The sequence below is a fragment of the Ruegeria sp. BE3 genome, assembly GCF_056538865.1.
The window spans coordinates 1-19,750 of record NZ_JBQFTW010000015.1; the positions used below are offsets into that span (position 1 = coordinate 1).

The 19,750-nt window shown below is 56.6% G+C and carries 17 protein-coding genes; 7 read left to right on the top strand and 10 right to left on the bottom strand.

Annotated features, from left to right (window positions below):
• Positions 1-122 precede the first annotated feature (122 nt).
• From ACR0AZ_RS20230 to glyA, 5 genes are all read right to left on the bottom strand, one after another.
• Positions 123-545: a universal stress protein gene (locus ACR0AZ_RS20230; RefSeq protein ID WP_480659608.1), complete on the bottom strand. Its 423-nt coding sequence runs from the start codon at positions 543-545 to the stop codon at positions 123-125.
• Between the two features lie 78 nt (positions 546-623).
• Positions 624-1,997 (bottom strand): alanine/glycine:cation symporter family protein, encoded by a 1,374-nt coding sequence (locus tag ACR0AZ_RS20235; protein ID WP_480472021.1) that lies wholly within the window; start codon positions 1,995-1,997, stop codon positions 624-626.
• Between the two features lie 25 nt (positions 1,998-2,022).
• A complete protein-coding gene (gene lipA, locus ACR0AZ_RS20240) occupies positions 2,023-2,967 on the bottom strand; it encodes a lipoyl synthase (RefSeq protein ID WP_480472022.1) in 945 nt (314 codons plus the stop codon).
• Between the two features lie 14 nt (positions 2,968-2,981).
• A complete protein-coding gene (lpdA, locus tag ACR0AZ_RS20245; RefSeq protein WP_480472023.1) occupies positions 2,982-4,361 on the bottom strand; it encodes a dihydrolipoyl dehydrogenase in 1,380 nt (459 codons plus the stop codon).
• An 11-nt stretch (positions 4,362-4,372) separates the two neighbouring features.
• On the bottom strand, positions 4,373-5,626 hold the full coding sequence (glyA, locus tag ACR0AZ_RS20250; RefSeq protein WP_480472024.1) for a serine hydroxymethyltransferase: 1,254 nt from the start codon (positions 5,624-5,626) through the stop codon (positions 4,373-4,375).
• 147 nt (positions 5,627-5,773) lie between these two features.
• Here glyA and ACR0AZ_RS20255 point away from each other — a divergent pair, with 147 nt between their 5' ends.
• Positions 5,774-6,376: a helix-turn-helix domain-containing protein gene (locus ACR0AZ_RS20255; protein WP_480472025.1), complete on the top strand. Its 603-nt coding sequence runs from the start codon at positions 5,774-5,776 to the stop codon at positions 6,374-6,376.
• A 349-nt stretch (positions 6,377-6,725) separates the two neighbouring features.
• Complete coding sequence (gene speB / locus ACR0AZ_RS20260; RefSeq protein WP_480472026.1) at positions 6,726-7,691, top strand: agmatinase; 966 nt, start codon at positions 6,726-6,728, stop codon at positions 7,689-7,691.
• A 131-nt stretch (positions 7,692-7,822) separates the two neighbouring features.
• Here the strand turns inward: speB and ACR0AZ_RS20265 are convergent, their stop codons facing one another.
• The 5 genes from ACR0AZ_RS20265 to ACR0AZ_RS20285 all read right to left on the bottom strand — a co-directional run bounded on the left by ACR0AZ_RS20265 (position 7,823) and on the right by ACR0AZ_RS20285 (position 14,233).
• Positions 7,823-9,157 (bottom strand): NAD(P)/FAD-dependent oxidoreductase, encoded by a 1,335-nt coding sequence (locus ACR0AZ_RS20265; RefSeq protein WP_480472027.1) that lies wholly within the window; start codon positions 9,155-9,157, stop codon positions 7,823-7,825.
• Between the two features lie 199 nt (positions 9,158-9,356).
• A complete protein-coding gene (locus ACR0AZ_RS20270) occupies positions 9,357-10,658 on the bottom strand; it encodes an NAD(P)/FAD-dependent oxidoreductase (RefSeq protein ID WP_480472028.1) in 1,302 nt (433 codons plus the stop codon).
• 13 nt (positions 10,659-10,671) lie between these two features.
• Positions 10,672-12,066, bottom strand: a complete 1,395-nt coding sequence (locus tag ACR0AZ_RS20275) for an aspartate aminotransferase family protein (protein ID WP_480472029.1) — start codon at positions 12,064-12,066, stop codon at positions 10,672-10,674.
• 14 nt (positions 12,067-12,080) lie between these two features.
• The gene (locus tag ACR0AZ_RS20280; protein ID WP_480472030.1) at positions 12,081-13,460 is read right to left on the bottom strand and encodes a glutamine synthetase family protein; all 1,380 of its coding nucleotides are present in this window, start codon (positions 13,458-13,460) and stop codon (positions 12,081-12,083) included.
• A gap of 122 nt (positions 13,461-13,582) precedes the next feature.
• Positions 13,583-14,233 carry a GntR family transcriptional regulator gene (locus tag ACR0AZ_RS20285; protein WP_480472031.1) on the bottom strand — a complete coding sequence of 217 codons (651 nt, stop codon included), beginning with the start codon at positions 14,231-14,233 and terminating at the stop codon, positions 13,583-13,585.
• Between the two features lie 140 nt (positions 14,234-14,373).
• Here ACR0AZ_RS20285 and ACR0AZ_RS20290 point away from each other — a divergent pair, with 140 nt between their 5' ends.
• From ACR0AZ_RS20290 to ACR0AZ_RS20310, 5 genes are all read left to right on the top strand, one after another.
• The gene (locus ACR0AZ_RS20290) at positions 14,374-15,462 is read left to right on the top strand and encodes a polyamine ABC transporter substrate-binding protein (RefSeq protein WP_480472032.1); all 1,089 of its coding nucleotides are present in this window, start codon (positions 14,374-14,376) and stop codon (positions 15,460-15,462) included.
• Positions 15,463-15,535: 73 nt separating this feature from the next.
• Entirely contained in the window at positions 15,536-16,675 is a 1,140-nt protein-coding gene (locus tag ACR0AZ_RS20295) for an ABC transporter ATP-binding protein (RefSeq protein WP_480659599.1), read from the top strand.
• 12 nt (positions 16,676-16,687) lie between these two features.
• Positions 16,688-17,584 (top strand): ABC transporter permease subunit, encoded by an 897-nt coding sequence (locus ACR0AZ_RS20300; protein ID WP_480472034.1) that lies wholly within the window; start codon positions 16,688-16,690, stop codon positions 17,582-17,584.
• Positions 17,581-18,399, top strand: a complete 819-nt coding sequence (locus ACR0AZ_RS20305) for an ABC transporter permease (RefSeq protein WP_480659598.1) — start codon at positions 17,581-17,583, stop codon at positions 18,397-18,399. Before ACR0AZ_RS20300 ends, ACR0AZ_RS20305 begins: the two co-directional genes overlap by 4 nt.
• On the top strand, positions 18,396-19,736 hold the full coding sequence (locus tag ACR0AZ_RS20310) for a glutamine synthetase family protein (RefSeq protein WP_480472036.1): 1,341 nt from the start codon (positions 18,396-18,398) through the stop codon (positions 19,734-19,736). The genes ACR0AZ_RS20305 and ACR0AZ_RS20310 overlap by 4 nt, the downstream gene beginning before the upstream one ends.
• Positions 19,737-19,750 lie beyond the last annotated feature (14 nt).

Consider the following 19,750-nt stretch of genomic DNA (forward strand, 5'->3'; position numbering starts at 1 on the left):
TCCCCAAGGGATACTGAACAGGCATCTCCCAACCAGCAAAATCAACCAACTTACCTCCCAACTCAACATGCAACGCGTGAAGGGGAGTGCGCTTAATCTCTGTCATAACTTGCGCCTTTCAATCAGCGGGACTGGTCGCGAACGACCGTGACGGTGCAATGCGCGTTGCGCACGACACGGGCGAGGTTCGGGCCGATCTCATAGTTCGGGAAATCGCCTTTGGTCGACGCCATGACGATCAGGTCAAAGCCGTCCTTGTAGGCAAGCTTCAGGATCTCGCGGTAAACGCTGCCTTCTTCGACGTGGATTGTTACGTCAGAGGCATCGCCATGATCCAGAATGGCCTGAACCGCATTGCGCACGTGCTCTTTCGCGCCAGCGCCATAATTGGCGGGCAGGTTCGGCAGCTGGATGATCTCAGGGATGACGGCAACCGCGTGCAGCTCAGCCCCGTAGAATTTCGCCTGTTCCAGTGCGAGAGGCAGGGCATTCTTCCATGAGCGGTCGTCGGTATGATCAATAGGCAGCAGGATTTTCGTGGCCATCACGTCTCTCCTCGAGATAGGGAATTCGGTTTCAAACCGGAGGGCCGAGATGGCCCTCCGCATTCTTTAGACCCGAGATTACTCGGCAGCCGTTGCGCCCGGCTCTTCGGACTTGCCGCCCGAGGCGAAGAACTCTTTCGTCAATTTAAAGACGATTGGGCTCAGCAACGCGAGGGCGATCAGGTTCGGAATGGCCATCATGGCGTTCAGCGTATCCGCCAGCAGCCAGATGAAGCCCAGATCTGCAGTTGCGCCGAAGTAGATCATGACGATCCACAGGACGCGGTAGGGCATCAGGGATTTCACACCCAGCAGGAACTCCACACATTTCTCGCCGTAGAACGACCAGCCCAGGATGGTGGTGAAGGCAAAGATCGACAGAGCGATGGCGATCAGATACCCACCGATACCCGGCAGCGACAGTTCGAACGCGTGGCTGGTCAGCGCCGCACCGGATTCACCCGATGTCCACGCACCCGAAGCGATGATTGCCAGACCGGTGATCGAGCAGACGATGATGGTGTCGATGAACGTACCCAGCATAGCGATCAGGCCTTGGTTTACCGGACCTTTGGTCTCGGCGGCGGCGTGCGCAATCGGTGCCGAACCCAAACCGGCTTCGTTCGAGAAGACACCACGTGCCACACCGAAGCGGATGGCGGCCCAGACGGCTGCGCCCGCGAAACCACCTTCGGCGGCCGATGGGGTGAAGGCGTAGGTAAAGACCAGCGACAGGGCGGAACCGATATTGCCGATGTTAATCAGCAGAACCAGCAGACCGGCGATTATATAAGCGACCGCCATGAAGGGAACCAGCTTACCGGCAACCGCACCGATGCGGGTGATACCACCCAGAATCACGGCTGCGGTGAGGACCATCAGCACGACACCGGTGACCGAGGTGTTGAGGCCAAAGTTGGCTTCCAGTACCTGCGCCACACCGTTGGCCTGTACGCCGTTGCCGATGCCGAAGGCAGCGATCGCGCCGAACAGAGCGAAAGCAACGCCCAGCCAGGCCCATTTCGCGCCCAGACCGTTCTTGATGTAGTACATCGGGCCGCCGACATAGTTACCAAGCTCGTCCTTTTCGCGATACTTAACCGCGCAGACGGCTTCGGCATATTTGGTGGCCATGCCCACCAGGGCGGTCATCCACATCCAGAACAAGGCGCCCGGACCGCCCAGGAAGACAGCAGTGGCCACACCGGCGATATTACCCGTACCGATGGTCGCCGACAGCGAGGTCATCAGCGCGTTGAACGGGCTGATTTGCCCTTCGCCCTGACCTTCACGGCCTTTGAACAGCAGGCTGAAACCTGTGCCGACGCGCAGGATCGGCATGAATTTCAGGCCGACCTGCAGGAAGAAGCCGACGCCAAGAATGAGAACCAACATCAGCGGCCCCCATACGACGCCATTGATGGCCCCTACGATTGAGTTTAACGCTTCCATGGATTTCCTCCCATATGCGTTAGAGTTATGCCCAGTTCGCCAAAGCCCGTTGGCGGGCTTGCTTTAGGGCGACAAAATCTTCGTCCGCGTGGAACGACGAACGGGTCAGCGGAGTCGCCGACACGTGCAAGAAGCCCTTGGAACGCGCGATCTGTTCCAGTTGGGCAAATTCTTCCGGTGACCAGAACCGGTCGATCGGATGATGTTTCGTGGTGGGTTGCAGGTACTGGCCGACGGTCAGAAAATCGACATTGGCAGCACGCAGGTCGTCCATGACTTGCCGCACGTCGTTCAAGCTTTCGCCCAAACCAACCATCAGGCCCGATTTCGTGAAAATCTCGGGATTGGTGCGCTTTGCATCGTCGAGCAAGCGGAGCGACGTGTAATAGCGAGCACCCGGGCGCACCGTCGGATAGAGATGCGGTACAGTTTCCAGATTGTGGTTGAAGACATCCGGTGCCGCTTCAAATACAATATCTGAGGCGCATCCTTTTCCCAGAAAATCCGGTGTCAGAACTTCGACTGTGGTTCCCGGATTTTGATGGCGCACGGCGCGGATGGTTTGCGCGATATGCTCGGCGCCGCCATCTTCCAGATCATCCCGGTCAACTGACGTGATCACCACATGGCGAAGACCCAGCTTCTTGACGGCGGCAGCAACTCGGCCCGGTTCGAATACATCCAACTTATCTGGCCGACCGGTGGCTACATTGCAGAAGGAACAACCACGCGTACAGATCTCGCCCATGATCATCATCGTGGCATGGCGTTTGGACCAGCATTCACCGATGTTCGGGCACGCGGCCTCTTCACAGACCGTTGCCAGATCATGCTCGCGCATCAGGCGTCGGGTTTCATAGTATTCTGCGCTGTCGCCCTTTTTCTTGCGAATCCACTTAGGCTTGCGCGGGATTACACTGTCTGCCTTCTTGGCTTTTTCCGGGTGGCGAGGACGAAGCTGGACGGTCATCTGGCTATTCCCCCTTACGCGTGGATCGCGCGGCCCATGGCGTCGAGGCAGGCTTCTTTCACCGCCTCTCCCATGGCCGGATGTGCGTGACAGGTTGCGGCTACTTCGGACACGGTTGCGCCCTTGGTCATGGCCAGAACTAGTTCGGCAATCAGATCACCGCCATGTGCACCGCAGATATGAGCGCCCAGGATTTTGCCGTTCGGGTCAGCCAAAACCTTGACCGCCCCATCGGTTTCTCCGGTAGAACGCGCGCGAGAGTTGGCCATGAAGGCAAACTTGCCCACCAAATACTCGGCTCCGGCCTCTTTAAGCGCCTCCTCGGTCAATCCGACAGAAGCAACCTCAGGATCGGTGTACACGACGCCGGGCACAGTGTTGTAATCCACGTGACCGCCCTGCCCTGCCAGCATCTCGACACAAGCAACACCGTCCTCTTCAGCCTTGTGCGCCAGCATCGGGCCCGGAACACAATCGCCGATGGCATAAACACCCGGCACCGATGTCTGAAAGGCATCATCAACCTCGATAAACCCGCGCGCGTCTACCGCAACACCAAGGTCCGCAAGACCAAGACCCCGGGTCACCGGCCGACGACCAACTGCGATCAGGACTTTATCGGCCTCGATCACTTCTTCTTTGTCCTTGCCTACACGATCCACGGTCAGGGCCAGGCCCGCATCCGTTTTCTCGACCGATTTCAGAGCACGGCCCAGCTGGAACTTCAGCCCGCGTTTGGACAGGGCGCGCTGCGCCAGCTTGGCAATTTCGCCATCGATGCCCGGCAGCACACGGTCCAGATATTCAACAACCGTCACTTTGGCGCCCAGACGGGCCCAGACCTGCCCCAGTTCCAGCCCGATCACACCAGCACCGATCACCACCAGATGCTCGGGCACAACGTCCAGCGCAATCGCGCCGGTTGAGCTGAGGACGTCCTGCTCGTCAATCTCGATCCCCGGCAGCGAGGTGGGTTCGGAACCGGTGGCGATCAGTATATTCTTTGCCTCATGGACGTCATCCCCCACCTTGACCTGCCCGACCGCCGGAATGCTGGCCCAGCCCTCGATCAGATCAATGCCGTTTTTCTTGAACAGGAACGCGATGCCATTGGTCAGATCGCCGACGATCTTGTCCTTGCGCCCCATCATCGCGGATACATCAATGCTGGCCCCCTCGACCGCAATACCGTGGGAGGAGAGATGTGCAAGTTCGGCATATTTGGCCGAAGAGGTCAGCAACGCTTTGGAGGGGATGCACCCCACATTCAGACAGGTTCCACCCAGTGCCCCGCGCCCTTCGACGCAGGCCACCTTCAAGCCCAACTGAGCCGCGCGAATGGCTGCAACATAGCCGCCCGGGCCGCCGCCGATGACGATAAGATCGTAAGTCATCTGGTCTTCTTTCAGTAGATCGGGTGGTTTGCACAGAGGGCGTGAACCTTCTCGCGGGTTTCTTTTTCGACAGCTTCATCTCCGCCTGGGGATTGTGCCAGTGCGTCCAACACATCTCCAATCAGGTGGCCAATCTGCTTGAACTCTTCCGGTCCAAAGCCGCGGCTGCATCCGGCAGCGGTGCCCAGACGGATACCACTGGTGATGGTCGGCTTCTCAGGATCGCCGGGAACGCTGTTCTTGTTGCAGGTGAACCCGGCGCGTTCCAACGCGGCCTCGGCGTCCTTGCCCGTCACACCGATGGGGCGCAGATCAACCAGCATCAAGTGGTTCTCGGTGCCACCCGAAACGATGTCGCAACCACGTGCCATCATCACGTTAGCCAACGCGGACGCACTGTCGACGACGCGCTGCATGTATTCCTTGAATTCCGGCTTCAGAGCCTCGCCAAAGGCAACTGCCTTGCCCGCGATCACATGCATCAGAGGGCCGCCTTGCAAGCCGGGGAAAACTGCCGAATTGATCTTCTTCGCCAGCGCTTCATCATTGGTCAGAATGATGCCGCCGCGCGGGCCACGCAGAGTCTTGTGCGTGGTAGAAGTAACCACATGAGCGTGTCCAATCGGCGAGGGGTGCAGACCCGTGGCTACCAACCCAGCGATATGCGCCATGTCGGCCAGCAGCCACGCCCCGACCTCATCAGCAATTTCGCGGAATTTGGCAAAATCGATTTTCTGAGAATAGGCCGATGCCCCGGCGATGATCAGTTTGGGTTTCTCAGCCCGGGCCAGCTCTGCAACCTGATTGTAGTCGATCAGACCTGCATCGGTCAGACCGTACTGTACCGGACGAAACCACTTGCCTGATTGCGCGGGCTTTGCACCATGGGTCAGGTGACCGCCGGCATCCAGCGACATGCCAAGGATCGTGTCTCCGGGGCTAAGCAGCGCCAGCTTCACCGCGCCGTTGGCTTGCGCGCCCGAATGCGGCTGAACATTTGCATATTCGCACCCGAAAAGTTTCTTGAGGCGATCGATCGCTTCGCTTTCCACTTCATCCACATATTCGCACCCGCCATAATAACGGCGACCGGGGTAACCTTCGGCATATTTGTTTGTCAGAACAGAGCCTTGTGCGTCGATGACAGCCTGCGAAACGATGTTTTCCGACGCAATCAGCTCAATCTGCTCTGCCTGACGTTTGCCTTCACGCGCAATTGACGCAGCAATGACCGGATCGGCATCTTTGATCGATTTTGTAAACATGGTCTCCTCCAGCAATCCCGAATCCCAAGTACGAAATTTTGTTTCCTATAGTGGATTTTTATCTCTTATGGCAACATTAATCTCATTTTTGTGAAGTTGTGTGAGTGCGGGGAAACAGGTAACCTGAAGAAAAACAGGGGGATTTTCATGGCAGATGATACTTCGAACGAGGCCTCCGGTCCGGAGGAACAGGATGAAGGCGCTGCACTGGGGCGCTCAATCCGGGATGCGCGCCGGGCAAAAGGATGGACGTTGGAAGAAGCAGGACGGGCTGCAGGAATCGGTCGCTCGACACTTTCCAAGATCGAAAACAATCAGACACGCCCCAGCTTCGACATTGTTCGCAGGCTGACGCAGGCGTTGGACATGAGCACACCGCAATTGTTCCTGCAAACCAACCAGACCGGAATTTCAGGACGCCGCGATTTCACCCCAAAAGGTGAAGGCGAAATGAAGGACACTCCCACCTATCTGCACGAATTGCTTTGCCCTGAGCTGACCACCAAGCGCATGTTGCCCTACATCGCAACGATCAAAGCCCGCGATTTGTCAGAATTCGAGACCTGGATCCGTCATAGCGGCGAAGAGTTCATGTACGTGATCAGTGGCGAGCTCACATTCGTTTCTGAGCACTATCGGCCTCTGAAAATGAAAGCAGGTGACTCTCTCTATTACGACAGCGGCATGGGCCACGGCTGCATCTCGACCAGCGAAGAAGACGCCAGAGTTCTCTGGGTCTCGCTGGAGTGATCTGGGGCATCGATCGGGTAAGACCTGGGCTGAAAGGACCAGTGCCATCAACGGCGTGGTTTCTAACATGCCGATGTCGCGATTGTTTATTGCCAGTATCTTGCATCAGTTGTCGATTGTAGTGTTAATCTCGGCCTACTGCATGCTCTACATCTATTGTCACGATAAACCGATATCGCCCCGCGAGGGATGCTTTGTCCATTTGTCCGCAGCGCGCCGAGCGCTACGGCTCATGGGATTTTCGGTGTTCCTCATGCTGATCGCGACCAGTTTACTGTCCGCCACCTCTCAAATCGCCTCGTTCCCGCCGGAACGGGCTCATCACTAAACTCTCGGAAACGGAGAAATCATGTCAGGTCATGGCTACGAATCTGGACGCTTGAATCTACCCTTTGTCGGTATTTCAACATTCGGCAAGAAACCTTATGTCGAGAATTGGGACAAGATCGACGCAGATGTCGCCATCCTTGGTGCGCCATTCGACTTCGGATGCCAGTTCCGACCGGGCGCACGGTTTGGCCCGCGGGCCGTACGCGAGGCATCGACCTTGTTCAGCTTTGGTCATGCTGGAGCCTATGATCACGAGGATGACGCCACCTATCTGGGTGAGGACGTGCGCATCGTCGACATAGGCGACGCAGACATCATCCATACCAAGACCGAAGAAAGCCACGACAACATCGAATTCGGGGTGAAAAAGATCCTCGATGCGGGTGCTATCCCGGTAACGATCGGGGGCGATCACTCGATCAACATCCCCTGCATCAATGCCTACGCTGAAGATTGCGCCAAGAATGGCCCGATCCACGTCGTTCAAATCGACGCGCATCTGGATTTCGTCGATGAGCGTAAAGGCGTGACCCTGGGCCACGGAAACCCGATGCGCCGAGCTATCGAGAAAGACTATGTCTCAGGCATGACCCAATTGGGCATTCGCAACGTGTCTTCGACCGCGAAGGAAGGGTACGACGATGCGCGCGCGCGCGGTTCGGACATCATCTCTGTGCGGCAGGTACGCAAGCTGGGGACAGAAGGCGTTCTAGATCGTATCCCTGAGGGCGCGCGGTACTATGTCACCATCGACATCGATGCCTTCTGCCCGTCAATCGCGCCGGGAACCGGTACACCCAGCCACGGCGGGTTTCAGTACTACGATGTGTTGGAAATCGTGCAGGGCCTCACCAAGCGCGGCGATGTGGTGGGCATCGATCTGGTCGAGGTTGCCCCAGCCTATGATCCGACCGAAAGCACCCAGATCCTGGCTGCGCAGCTGCTGCTAAACTTCATCGGATTCATCTTCCGCAACAGAACCTGAAGATATCGGCAACCAGCGGAGGCCAAGATCGGCCTTCGCCACGACCGCAGGGGAATCCTGCCTAGTCTTTGAGCTGGCTTTGAATGAAGTCTCGGGGGTCTTTCTGCAATCCTGCGCGCGCCTTGGCGGGATCAAAGGTTGTCTTTGATCTTGTACCACGTGAAGGCCAACGGCAGCGAGGCGCGCCGCCATGAGCCAAACTCGAACCGGCGCATCGGGCGCTTCATCAGATCAGGATGGGGTCGGGTTGCACGGCCCAAAGCCTGATCGGCGATCAGCGCGCCCGCATAAGGAGCCATCGTTACACCACCGCCGTGATACCCCAGCGCAGCCCAGGCGTTGTCCAACCCGGGAACCGCGCCGGCGAAGGGCACGAGATTGCGGGTCATACAGATCAAACCCGACCAGAAATACGCAATTTCCACATGCCTCCATTCGGGAAACATCCGCTTGAAATCAGCGTGAGCTTTGGCCTCGGTCGCGGCGATGTTGGTCTCCGTTACACGGACCGAACCGCGTAAGCCAAGCAGCATTCGTTTGTTCGGAAGCAGACGGAAATAATGAAGCAGCGTGCGTGTGTCACAGACCATCTGCGCGCTCCACCATCCCTGCGCATTGATCTCGTCATCACTCAAGGGTCGAGTGACCAGAATGTTCGACTGCACAGGCAGATAGCGACCCGCAAATGCCATTGGAAGATCGTCTGAGGAATAACCGTTGGTTGCGATCAGAAGCTTCTTTGCACGCACAATCCCGTTGGGCGTATGCAGAACATGGCCGTTGTCCTGCGCGATCCTTGTGACCGGAGAATGCGAAAACATGCGCACTCCGGCAGCTTCGGCCTGCCGGGTCAGGCCTAGAACGAACTTCATCGGATTAAGTGCAAATCCGATCGGCAGATGCACAGCACCGTGAAAATCAGGACTGTTCAGGCCATGCGCAGCCATCTCTTCCTTTGGAACGAACTCATAAGGCAGCCCATAGCGGTTCGTATACTGTTGCCCGTATTGCTTGAGCCCCTCAACAGCGGCAGGCCGATGGGCGACGTAAGTGTAACCCTTGGAATGACGATCCACGTCCAGATTGTACCGATCCAGATACTCCTCGACCAAATCGACCGAAGCACGTTCGGCATCGAAGAACACGCGCGCGTCATCTTCGCCGTATTTCTTGACGATCTGATCGTGTTCCATCTTGCCACTGCCGACCGAGACCAACCCGCCATTGCGACCAGAGGCACCCCAGCCGGGCCCTTGCCCGTCCAGCAACACCACATCCGCCCCTGCCCCGGCCAGAGTCAGTGCCGCTGACAGACCGGTATAGCCGCCACCGATGATTGCGAATTCACACACCGTTTCACCAGCCTGAACCTGATACTCAGGCATAGGCGCATCAACCGTGCTGTCCCAATACCGGTCACGGATCGGGCGATCGCCATAGGCCAGGGGTTCATAAAGTCTCTTCATCCGCTGTTACCCGGGTCGGATGCAGATGTTGCAGGTCGCAGCGAGGCAGGACACCGCAAAGCAACCAACGGCTGCCATCGGGGTATCGGAACGCTTTGCCGCGCCGCGCGTCATGCGCCTATCTGTTTTCACCGTCACCGCCGACATACCATACTGTTAGCTTCTCAAAAGCATGATCTACGCGGGTCGAGCACAAAGTCTACAACTTATCGCGCAGGCTGAACCAAAGCATCGCCAGCACCAGAAGCGGTGTGCGAAACATCGGACCGCCGGGGAAGGGTTTGGTCGGAACTTTGGCCATGATGTCGAAACGCTCTGCCTGACCTGCAATGGTCTCTGCCGCTATCTGACCCGACAACGTACCCAGAGCCACGCCTGCGCCCGAGAAGCCCGACAGCGTCAGAATATTACCTCCGATCCGTTCGTAATGCGGCATCCGGTTCATGGTAATGCCCAGCGTTCCACCCCAGGCATGATCGATGCGGGCGCCCTTCAGCTGCGGGAATATCTCGGTCATCGGCTTTCGCACCGCCGAGGCGATGTCGGACGGGAACCGGTAACCATAGCTTTCGGTGCCGCCAAACAGCAGGCGGTGGTCGTCAGAGAAGCGGAAATAATTGATCACGAACTTGCTGTCAGCGACCGCATAGTTGTTACGTATGATCTCTTCCTGCGCTGCCGGGTCCATCGGCTCGGTGGACACGATGAAATTGTTGATCGGCATGACACGTTGCGCCACATGTTTGTGCATTTCACCCAAATAGCCGTTACAACCCAAAACCACATAGCGCGCCTTGACGCTGGCCTCCTCGGTCTTGACCACCGCGGGCTCACCCTCCAGAACCTTGTTGACTTTCGACCGTTCGAATATCCGCACACCTGCTTTGACGGCCAGCCGCGCCAGACCCAGCACAAGCTCAAACGGGTTCACGTGACCCGCACCCATATCCAGCGTTCCGCCGTAATAGGCAGGTGAGTTCACCAAATGGCGACATTCATCCTTGTCCAGAAGTCGGATTTTGTCATAGCCATATTTGGTGTTCATGTGCTCGACGTATTCCACATTGTGCTTGTGGTACCGTTCCCGGTGCACTGTGTGGATCACGCCATCGTGGAAACTGGTGCGGACCTCATCCTTCTTGGTTAGTTCGCGCACCAGATCGACAGCCTGCGCGCCAATATCCCACAACTGGCGTGCATGCTCGTCCCCGACCATGCCTTCAAGCTCTTCCTGATCGACGCGCTGCCCCATGCTGACCTGACCGCCATTGCGGCCGGATGCGCCAAAACCGACACGCTGTGCATCCAGCACAATCACGTCATAGCCACGTTGCGCCAGATGATAGGCCGTTGAAAGGCCCGTGAATCCCGCACCGACAACGCAGACGTCGCATTCCAACGATCCCTGCGCCCGGGGTAACGGGTCAAGGGTTTCGGCCACATCGGCATAGTATGAGCCGGGGTATTCCCCCAACCGGTCATTTGCGGTCAGCAGATCCATTGGAGGCTCGCATTCACGCCGCTTCGAACATTCCGTCCACGCGGATCTGTTCAAGACATTCGTCCAGCGATTTGCGGGCCCGTTCGATCAGGACATCGATTTCATCCAGCGTAATGGTCAGCGGCGGAGAAATGATCATCCGATCGCCCACATGACGCATGATGACATTGTTCGCAAAGCACCGTTCACGGCAGATATACCCAACGGTTCCAGCGTCCGACGCAAACGGAGCACGGGTCGACTTGTCCGGGGTCAGCGCAATTGAGGCCATCATTCCAACGATCTTTGTTTCGCCCACCAGCGGATGATCGGCCAGAGCCTCCCATTTTTCCTTCAGATAAGGGGCGGCTACGTTACGCACGTGTTCGATGATCCCGTCCTCTTCCAGAATACGAAGGTTCTCCAACGCTACGGCGCAGGCTACAGGATGGCCGGAATAGGTATAGCCATGATTGAACTCGGTCCCGTCAAGAACCTTCGCAATTTCGTCCGACACTATCGACGCACCTATGGGCGCATAGCCCGAGCTGAGCCCCTTAGCTACTGTCATAATGTCTGGATTGATGCCCAGTGTTTGTGAGCCAAACCAATTGCCAGTCCGGCCAAAACCGCAGATCACCTCATCAACGATCAGCAGGATATCGTATTTCTTACAGATGCGCTGAATCTCGGGCCAGTACGTCGATGGTGGCACGATGACTCCGCCCGCCCCCTGAATCGGCTCGCCGATAAAGGCCGCGACTTTTTCCGGCCCAACCTCTTTGATTTTGGCTTCCAATTGGCGCGCGCGTTCGAGGCCGAATTCCTCGGGCGATACGTCACCACCTTCAGCCCACCAGTTCGGCTGATCAATGAACTCGATGCCCGGGATCGGCGGGCTGCCCTGCTCATGCATCCCTTTCATTCCACCCAACGACGTGCCACCAATGGTCGAACCGTGATAGGCGTTCCAGCGCGAGATGATCACGTCCCGCTCGGGCTGGCCCTTCTCGGCCCAGTAAGTGCGCACCAGACGAATGTTGGTGTCATTGGCGTCCGAGCCGCCATTGGCAAAAAACACATGGTTCAGATCACCGGGTGCCAGCTCAGCCAGCTTCTTAGCCAGCATTAGCGCAGGGACATGTGTAGTCTGGAAGAAGGTGTTATAATAAGGCAGCTCTTTCATCTGCCGTGCTGCGACCTCGGCCAACTCTTCCCGGCCATAACCGATATTGACGCACCAGAGACCGGCCATGCCGTCCAAAATCTCGGCGCCTTCGCTGTCGCGCAACCAGACACCTTTTGCACCGGTAATGACGCGGGCGCCTTTTTCATTCAACTCATCCCCCTTGGTAAAGGGATGCAGGTGGTGGGCAGCGTCCATCGCCTGCAGTTCAGCAGTGGGCAGATGGTTTGCGAATGCCGTCATGTTAGGGTCTCCAATCAAACGTTCAAAAGTAGGTGCTGCCGTTCCCAGGGTGAGATTTCGCGCTGGTATTCTTCGTTTTCAGCGCGTTTGATATCTGCATAGAGCTGGCAGAATTCCTCACCCAGGACCGAACGGATTTCGGTTGCATCATCGAACTGGTCAAGCGCCTCACGCAGGCTGGCAGGCAGCGGCTCTTCCGCCTCCCAGACTTCCTGCTTGGCTTCGGCGCGTGGCTCGATCTTGTTCATCATCCCCAGATACCCGCAGGCCAGCGACGTGGCGATGGCGATGTAGGGGTTGCAGTCCATCCCGATGACCCGGTTTTCAAGTCGACGCGCAGCAGGGCTGGAATGCGGTATACGCAGACCGGTCGTACGGTTGTCGCGCGCCCACTCCAGGTTGGCTGGCGCGCTTTGGCCATCGACCGTAATCCGGCGGTACGAGTTGACATAGGGCGCCAGCAGCGGAACAACCTGCATCATATAATGTTGCGATCCGCCGATGAACCAACGGAACAGGTCCGAGGCAGAGCCATCTTCGTTCGAAAAGATATTCCTGCCGCTCGTCGTGTCGATCACACTTTGGTGGACATGCATGGCACTGCCGGGTTCGTCCCGGATCGGCTTTGCCATGAAAGTGGCAAAGACACCGTTTTTCAGCGCCGCTTCCCTGATCGTGCGCTTGAAGTAGAACACCTGATCGGCCAAACGCTCTGGATCACCATGCATCAGATTGATTTCAATCTGCCCCGCGCCGCCTTCCTGAATGACGGTATCAATCTCGAGGCCCTGTAGTTCGGCATAGTCGTAAATGGTGTCGATCACCGCCCCATATTCATCGACTGCGGCCATCGAATAAACCTGACGGCTCGCACCTTTACGGCCAGTCCGGCCCAGTGGTGGCTCGATCTCCTCATTCGGGTCGAGATTGGGTTTGGTAAGATAGAACTCGAGCTCTGGCGCGATGATCGGTGCCCAGCCTTTGTCGCGATACGCCTGCATCACGCGTTTCAACACGTTGCGCGGTGCGACGCTCAGCGCCGAGCCATCGCGGTTGAACATGTCACAGATGACCTGAACCGACACATCGTCACCCGACCAGGGAACCGAGCAGGCCGTGCTCATATCCGGGCACAGCACGATATCCTTTTCAAGCCACTGGTTCTCGATTTCCATATCGACATACTCACCCGAAATCGTCTGATAAAAGAGCGAGATCGGAAGTGCGAGGTCCTCTTCCGGCCTGAACTTGATGGCGGGCATCGCCTTGCCACGCGAGGTCCCTGCAAGGTCCGGCACAATGCATTCGACCTCATCGATTTTGCGCCCCTGTGCGTATGCCATGAATTCATCCGACAGGTTCTCCTGCCAGTGATCACTGTTCGCATTTTTCATCAAAACCTCCGCGACACCGCTAAACAAGCGATACCTTCTTCAACGCAAACAGTTTTGATCAAATCTGAGGTGATAGTCAATCACCACGTTTCACCAGCCCCAAACAAGCGACTTAAATCACGCTAAGCCGGAAGGGTTTGGCGAACAAAATCCATGCCCTGACTGATATCTCGCTCAATGGCGGTTCTGACCTTTTCCGGGTCTCCTCCTCGCAGCGCTTCAGTCGCCTCGCGGTGGTGGTCCAACAGGTTCGCTGTCCCGGAGCGACCGCAAACGACACGCAATGACGGCCCGATCTGCAGCCAAAGCGACTCTGCAATTCGCTGCAGAATCTGAGCGTCGGCAGCGGAATACAGCTTGAAATGAAACTGATAGTTTGCCTCGAGATATCTTCTTATGTCGCCAGCCTCAATGGCTCGGTCAACCATGGCATCTATCTGTTCTAACTCACTTATTTGATATTCTTTGAAGTTTTCAGCCGCCATAACCGCAAGGTTCGGCTCGACTGACATTCGAACCAATTCGATCTGCTGCAAGCGATGGACACTCATGACCGGAACTTCCACCCGACGGTTTTCTTGCGCCACCAATGCGCCCTCGGCGGTCAATCGTCGGATCGATTCCCTTACAGGCGTTACCCCGGCCCCTATCGCCTCGGCAAGACCATGAATGGTAAGCGGCTGTCCGGGCACAAATTCACCATACAAGATCATTTCCTTGATCTGAACGTAGATCGTTTCGTGCTCCGGCTTTCTGCCTGTCAACCGGTTCATTCTTCTCTTTTCGCTCCTATCAATTCGTGCATCGAAACCTAGTTCACCATCATAAAATTATCAAATTTTGACGAGGCGCTTGCAAAGAATCATATTTTGATCAAAATTGCAACGCAGTACCGACAGATGGGGAGAAAAGAATGCTAAAGCATAAGTCGAGTGCGCTGTTCGTCATTGCGGCAGTCGCAGCACAAACCGCGTGGGCGAGTGAAGTGCGCGTGTACAACTGGTCAGATTACATAGACGAAGAGCTTTTGACCAAGTTCGAAGAAGAAACCGGAATAGATCTGATCTATGACGTATTTGACAGCAACGAAGTTCTGGAAACCAAGATGCTGGCCGGTGGCTCGGGTTACGATGTGGTTGTGCCAACCGGCACCTTCCTGCAACGCCAGATTCAGGCCGGCGCGTTCCAACCTCTGGACAAGTCGCAATTGTCGAACTCAGGCAATCTTTGGGATGTTATTCAGGATCGAACTTCGGGTTATGACCCGGACAATGCTCATTCGATCAACTACATGTGGGGAACCACCGGGCTTGGCGTGAATGTGGGCAAGGTCAAAGAAGTGCTGGGCGAGGATGTGGCGCTTAACAGTATGGATCTGGTCCTGAAACCCGAGAACATGGAGAAACTGGCCGAGTGCGGTGTTCATTTTCTGGACGCACCAACTGAAATCATCCCGATGACACTGCAGTACATCGGAGAAAACCCGGACAGCCATGACACCGACGTCATCGCCAAATCCGAAGAACTTCTGACCGCTGTGCGCCCTTATGTCCAAAAATTCCACAGCTCGGAATACATCAACGCGCTGGCCAATGGTGATATCTGTGTCGCCGTGGGTTGGTCGGGTGATGTCCTGCAGGCCCGTGACCGCGCCGCCGAGGCCGAAAACGGGGTTGAGATCGAATATCACCCGTTCGCCGAAGGCTCGCTGATGTGGTTCGACCAGATGGCCATCCCTGCAGATGCGCCGAACCCGGAAGCTGCACATAAGTTCCTGAACTTCATCCTGGACGCCAACAACATGGCCGCCGCTTCGAACTACGTTTACTACGCCAACGGCAACAAAGCCTCGCAAGAGTTTCTGGAAGAGGACGTGATCGGAGACCCGGCGATCTATCCGGATGAAGCGACGATGCAGAACCTCTACATCACGACGCCCTACCCGGCGAAAACACAGCGGGTGGTGACCCGTTTGTGGACCAAGATCAAATCAGGGACCTGACTAGGGCCCGTGATCAATCCGGACCGCCCGACCCAAATCTGGGCCGGGCGGTTTCCGTAAGGAGGGACTCAGTATGAACCAACCGGCAAGCGCATCGGTCTTTGCACCCTGGACAGATGCGGATGAAACCCCACTGATTTCGTTTAAGTCGGTGACCAAGAATTTTGGCGCATTCACCGCGATCAACGACATCACACTGGATATCTACCGCAAGGAATTCTTTGCATTGCTTGGCCCTTCGGGTTGCGGCAAGACAACTCTGATGCGGATGCTGGGCGGTTTTGAAACACCCACAAAAGGTGTAATCACGATTGATGGTCAGGACATGGCCAGCATCCCCCCAAACAAGCGTGCTGTGAACATGATGTTCCAAAGCTACGCCCTTTTCCCACATCTTTCGGTCTGGGATAACATCGCGTTCGGCCTGAAACGCGACAAGATGCCAAAGGATCAGATTGCCGCGCGCGTTGAGGAGATGCTGAGCCTCGTTCAGCTTGGCAAATTTGCAAAACGAAAACCACATCAGATTTCTGGCGGTCAGAGACAGCGGGTCGCGTTGGCTCGATCGTTGGCCAAGGCGCCCAAGCTGCTTTTGCTGGACGAACCACTGGGCGCGCTGGACAAGAAACTGCGCCAGGATACCCAATTCGAACTGATGGACATTCAGGAGCAGACCGGCACCACCTTCGTGATCGTCACGCACGATCAGGAAGAAGCAATGACGGTCGCCAGTCGCATTGCAGTCATGAACCATGGCGAACTGGTGCAGGTCGAAACTCCAGATCGCATCTACGAAACTCCAAATTCGGTTTATGTGGCGGATTTCATTGGCGACGTGAACCTGATCGAAGGAAACGCCAAACCTCGAGGAGACGGCAAGACCGAGCTTCACTGGTCCGAAGGACAGGCCCCACTTGTCGCTGAATGCCCGCACGCACCCGAGCTTGAAGCCCGATGCACCTTCGCCATCCGACCCGAGAAAGTGGCGATCAGCAAAGAACGCCCGGATGGCCGCACCAATGTGGTTCAGGGCAAGGTCCATGACATTGCATATCTCGGCAATATTTCGACCTACAAGGTTGAGCTGCCCAACGGCGCAATGGTGAAAGCGCAAACAGCAAATAATCGTCGTATCGCCCGACGGGATCTCACCTGGGACGATGAGGTCTGGCTGTCCTGGACCGAAACAGCCGGCATCGTGCTGGATCGGTAACGGGGACGAGACATGAACTATAGGCGTTTGTTCCTGATTTCAGTGCCCTACATATGGCTGTTGGTGCTGTTCCTGATCCCGTTCGGGATCGTTCTCAAAATCTCCCTGTCCGATATCGCGCTCGCGATACCCCCATACACACCGACTCTGGATTTGGCGGGCGGCTGGAGCGCGATAAAAGAGTTCTTCTCGGAACTGGATTTCGAGAACTTTGTGTTCCTGACCACAGACGATCTTTATTGGAAAAGCTACCTGTCCAGCCTTCGGATCGCGGCGATATCGACCTTCCTGTGCCTGTTGATAGGCTTTCCGATTGCCTACGCGATGGCCAATGCCCCGGACGAATGGCGCCCGACCCTGATGATGCTGGTGATCCTGCCGTTCTGGACCAGCTTTCTGATCCGCGTTTATGCCTGGATGGGAATCCTGAGTCAGGAAGGGCTGCTGAATCAATTTCTGATGTGGCTGGGTATGATCGGTGAACCGCTGACGATCCTGAACACCAATTGGGCGGTCTATATCGGTATCGTCTACACCTACTGCCCGTTCATGATCCTACCAATCTATTCAACGCTGGAAAAGCTGGATGGTTCACTGCTTGAAGCCGGAGAAGACCTTGGCTGCTCGCGCACATCAGCGTTTTGGCTGATCACGGTTCCCTTATCAAAATCCGGCATCATCGCGGGATGCTTCCTCGTGTTCATCCCGGCTCTGGGTGAGTTTGTCATCCCATCGCTTCTGGGTGGATCCGGAACCCTGATGATCGGTAAGGTTCTGTTCGAAGAGTTCTTCTCGAACCGCGACTGGCCAGTGGCAAGCGCTGTGGCTGTGGTCTTGTTGCTGATCCTGATCATCCCGATCGTCCTCTATCAGCGCAACGAGCAAAAGATGATGGAGTCCGAGCAATGAGACGTTTGACATGGTTCAACGCGACCTCGCTTACGCTTGGGTTTGCATTTCTGTACCTGCCGATGATCATCCTGATCATCTACAGCTTCAATGAATCGCGGCTTGTCACCGTCTGGGGCGGGTTTTCGACCAAATGGTACGGAGAGGTCTTCAGAAACGAGGCGTTCCTTGATGCAGCCATCGTGACGCTGAAGGTTGCGCTCGCGTCCTCTATCGCAGCGACTGTATTGGGCACGATGGCGGCCTACGTACTGGTGCGCGGAGGGCGGTTTTTTGGACGCACCCTGTTTTCGGGCATGATCTATGCGCCGCTTGTGATGCCCGAGGTGATCACCGGACTGTCATTGCTGCTGCTCTTCATCTCGATCGGGCTGGATCGCGGTATCCTGACGATCGTTCTGGCGCACACCACATTTTCGATGTGTTACGTGTCTGTCGTTGTCAGCTCGCGTCTGGTCAGCTTTGACCGGTCCGTGGAAGAGGCGGCGCTCGATCTGGGCTGTACTCCCTTCGATGCGTTCAGATCGGTGACGCTGCCGATCATTGCCCCGGCGGTCATTTCTGGCTGGCTGCTTGCCTTGACCTTGTCGCTGGACGATCTGGTGATCGCTTCGTTCGTGGCTGGCCCGTCGTCGACCACATTGCCGATCAAGATCTTCAGCTCGGTCCGTCTGGGCGTGAGCCCCGAGATAAACGCGCTGTCGACAATTCTGATTTGCTTGGTCACCGTCGGCACGATCACTGCATCTCTTCTGAACAAACAAGCGGTCAGAAAGCGCCAGAAAGAAGAACAAATGGCGGAGCAAGCAGCATGAGTTTTGCCAAAGAATATGCAGATCATTGTCAAACTCATGGCACCCCCGACAGGATCGAATTGCTGTTATGCGACATCAATGCGGTCCTGAGAGGGAAATGGTTGCCCGGCGATGACGTGGGAAAACTGGAGAAAGGGGCCGTTCGTCTACCCCTTTCGACTTACGCACCCGCGATCATGGGCAATGAAGTCGAAAATACCGGTCTTGGCATTGAGGTCGGCGACCCCGACGGCCTTCTGACACCTGTCAAAGGCACTCTGCGTCCAGCCCCATGGCTTAACGGAAACGTGGCTCAGGTCCTGGTGGAAATGACCGATATGCAGGGAAACATCAGCCCGCATTCCCCGCGCGAGATTCTCCGCTCGGTCTGGAACCGATTTGATGAAAAAGGTTGGCGCCCGGTCGTTGCAACCGAGTTGGAGTTCTACGTCCTGCGCGCCCGCAATGAACGGTTCGAGGCACCTACCCCACCCGCTTTCAGCCCTGACGCCCAGAATTACGACATGGAACTTCTGGCGCGGCGCGAAGCGATCCTGAACGATATCCTGTCTGCCAGCGCAGCTCAGGGCTTGGCCACCGACACCCTGATCGCAGAATATGGCCCCGGCCAATTCGAGATCAACTTTCACCATACAGACGACGTATTGGAAGCAGCCGAAACCGCGATCCTGTTCCGCCGTTTGGTACGCGGTGTTGTCGCCAGCCACGGGTTCGAGGCCACCTTTATGGCCAAGCCCTATCTGGATTACCCCGGTAATGGGATGCATGTGCATGCGTCGGTCGTGGACAAGGGCGGCAACAACATCTTCACGCCGGGCGACGGGGAACAAATTTCGCAGACCCTGCGCAACGCTGTGGCAGGTGTGGTGGACAGCATGCGCGACCTGCAGGCCATCTTTGCGCCTCATGGCAATTCCTATCGCCGGTTCCGCCCCAACAGCTTCGCCCCGGCGGCACCTGACTGGGGTCTGGACAACCGGGCTGCCTCGGTCCGCCTACCCGAAACCAACGGCCCGAGCGCGCGTCTGGAGCATCGGATCAGCGGCGCGGACACAAACCCCTACCTCGCTATGGCCGCCATTCTGGGTGGCATGATGCATGGTCTTGAGAATGCGCCTGCCTTGCAGCGCCCACTGGATGACCCCGAATGCGTGCCCGCCAATCCGCTGGATCATGACTGGCTATCCGCAGTTGCACGTTTCGAGGCCTCATCAATTGCGCAGGACATATTTGGCGATTATCGCAATCTCTACGCGACCGTGAAACGGAATGAGATCGCTGCCATTCAGGATCCCATCACACCCGCAGAATATACCTATTACCTCAGCCGGTTGTAACCACGCAACTGTTT

Bases quoted from the DNA above. Each gene is read 5' to 3' on its own strand.
- ACR0AZ_RS20235 (WP_480472021.1), bottom strand. From the start codon at position 1,997: ATGGAAGCGTTAAACTCAATCGTAGGGGCCATCAATGGCGTCGTATGG.
- lpdA (WP_480472023.1), bottom strand. From the start codon at position 4,361: ATGACTTACGATCTTATCGTCATCGGCGGCGGCCCGGGCGGCTATGTT.
- ACR0AZ_RS20295 (WP_480659599.1), top strand. From the start codon at position 15,536: ATGAACCAACCGGCAAGCGCATCGGTCTTTGCACCCTGGACAGATGCG.
- ACR0AZ_RS20290 (WP_480472032.1), top strand. From the start codon at position 14,374: ATGCTAAAGCATAAGTCGAGTGCGCTGTTCGTCATTGCGGCAGTCGCA.
- lipA (WP_480472022.1), bottom strand. From the start codon at position 2,967: ATGACCGTCCAGCTTCGTCCTCGCCACCCGGAAAAAGCCAAGAAGGCA.
- ACR0AZ_RS20275 (WP_480472029.1), bottom strand. From the start codon at position 12,066: ATGACGGCATTCGCAAACCATCTGCCCACTGCTGAACTGCAGGCGATG.
- ACR0AZ_RS20285 (WP_480472031.1), bottom strand. From the start codon at position 14,233: ATGAACCGGTTGACAGGCAGAAAGCCGGAGCACGAAACGATCTACGTT.
- speB (WP_480472026.1), top strand. From the start codon at position 6,726: ATGTCAGGTCATGGCTACGAATCTGGACGCTTGAATCTACCCTTTGTC.
- ACR0AZ_RS20255 (WP_480472025.1), top strand. From the start codon at position 5,774: ATGGCAGATGATACTTCGAACGAGGCCTCCGGTCCGGAGGAACAGGAT.
- ACR0AZ_RS20270 (WP_480472028.1), bottom strand. From the start codon at position 10,658: ATGGATCTGCTGACCGCAAATGACCGGTTGGGGGAATACCCCGGCTCA.
- ACR0AZ_RS20310 (WP_480472036.1), top strand. From the start codon at position 18,396: ATGAGTTTTGCCAAAGAATATGCAGATCATTGTCAAACTCATGGCACC.
- glyA (WP_480472024.1), bottom strand. From the start codon at position 5,626: ATGTTTACAAAATCGATCAAAGATGCCGATCCGGTCATTGCTGCGTCA.
- ACR0AZ_RS20280 (WP_480472030.1), bottom strand. From the start codon at position 13,460: ATGAAAAATGCGAACAGTGATCACTGGCAGGAGAACCTGTCGGATGAA.
- ACR0AZ_RS20265 (WP_480472027.1), bottom strand. From the start codon at position 9,157: ATGAAGAGACTTTATGAACCCCTGGCCTATGGCGATCGCCCGATCCGT.
- ACR0AZ_RS20230 (WP_480659608.1), bottom strand. From the start codon at position 545: ATGGCCACGAAAATCCTGCTGCCTATTGATCATACCGACGACCGCTCA.
- ACR0AZ_RS20305 (WP_480659598.1), top strand. From the start codon at position 17,581: ATGAGACGTTTGACATGGTTCAACGCGACCTCGCTTACGCTTGGGTTT.
- ACR0AZ_RS20300 (WP_480472034.1), top strand. From the start codon at position 16,688: ATGAACTATAGGCGTTTGTTCCTGATTTCAGTGCCCTACATATGGCTG.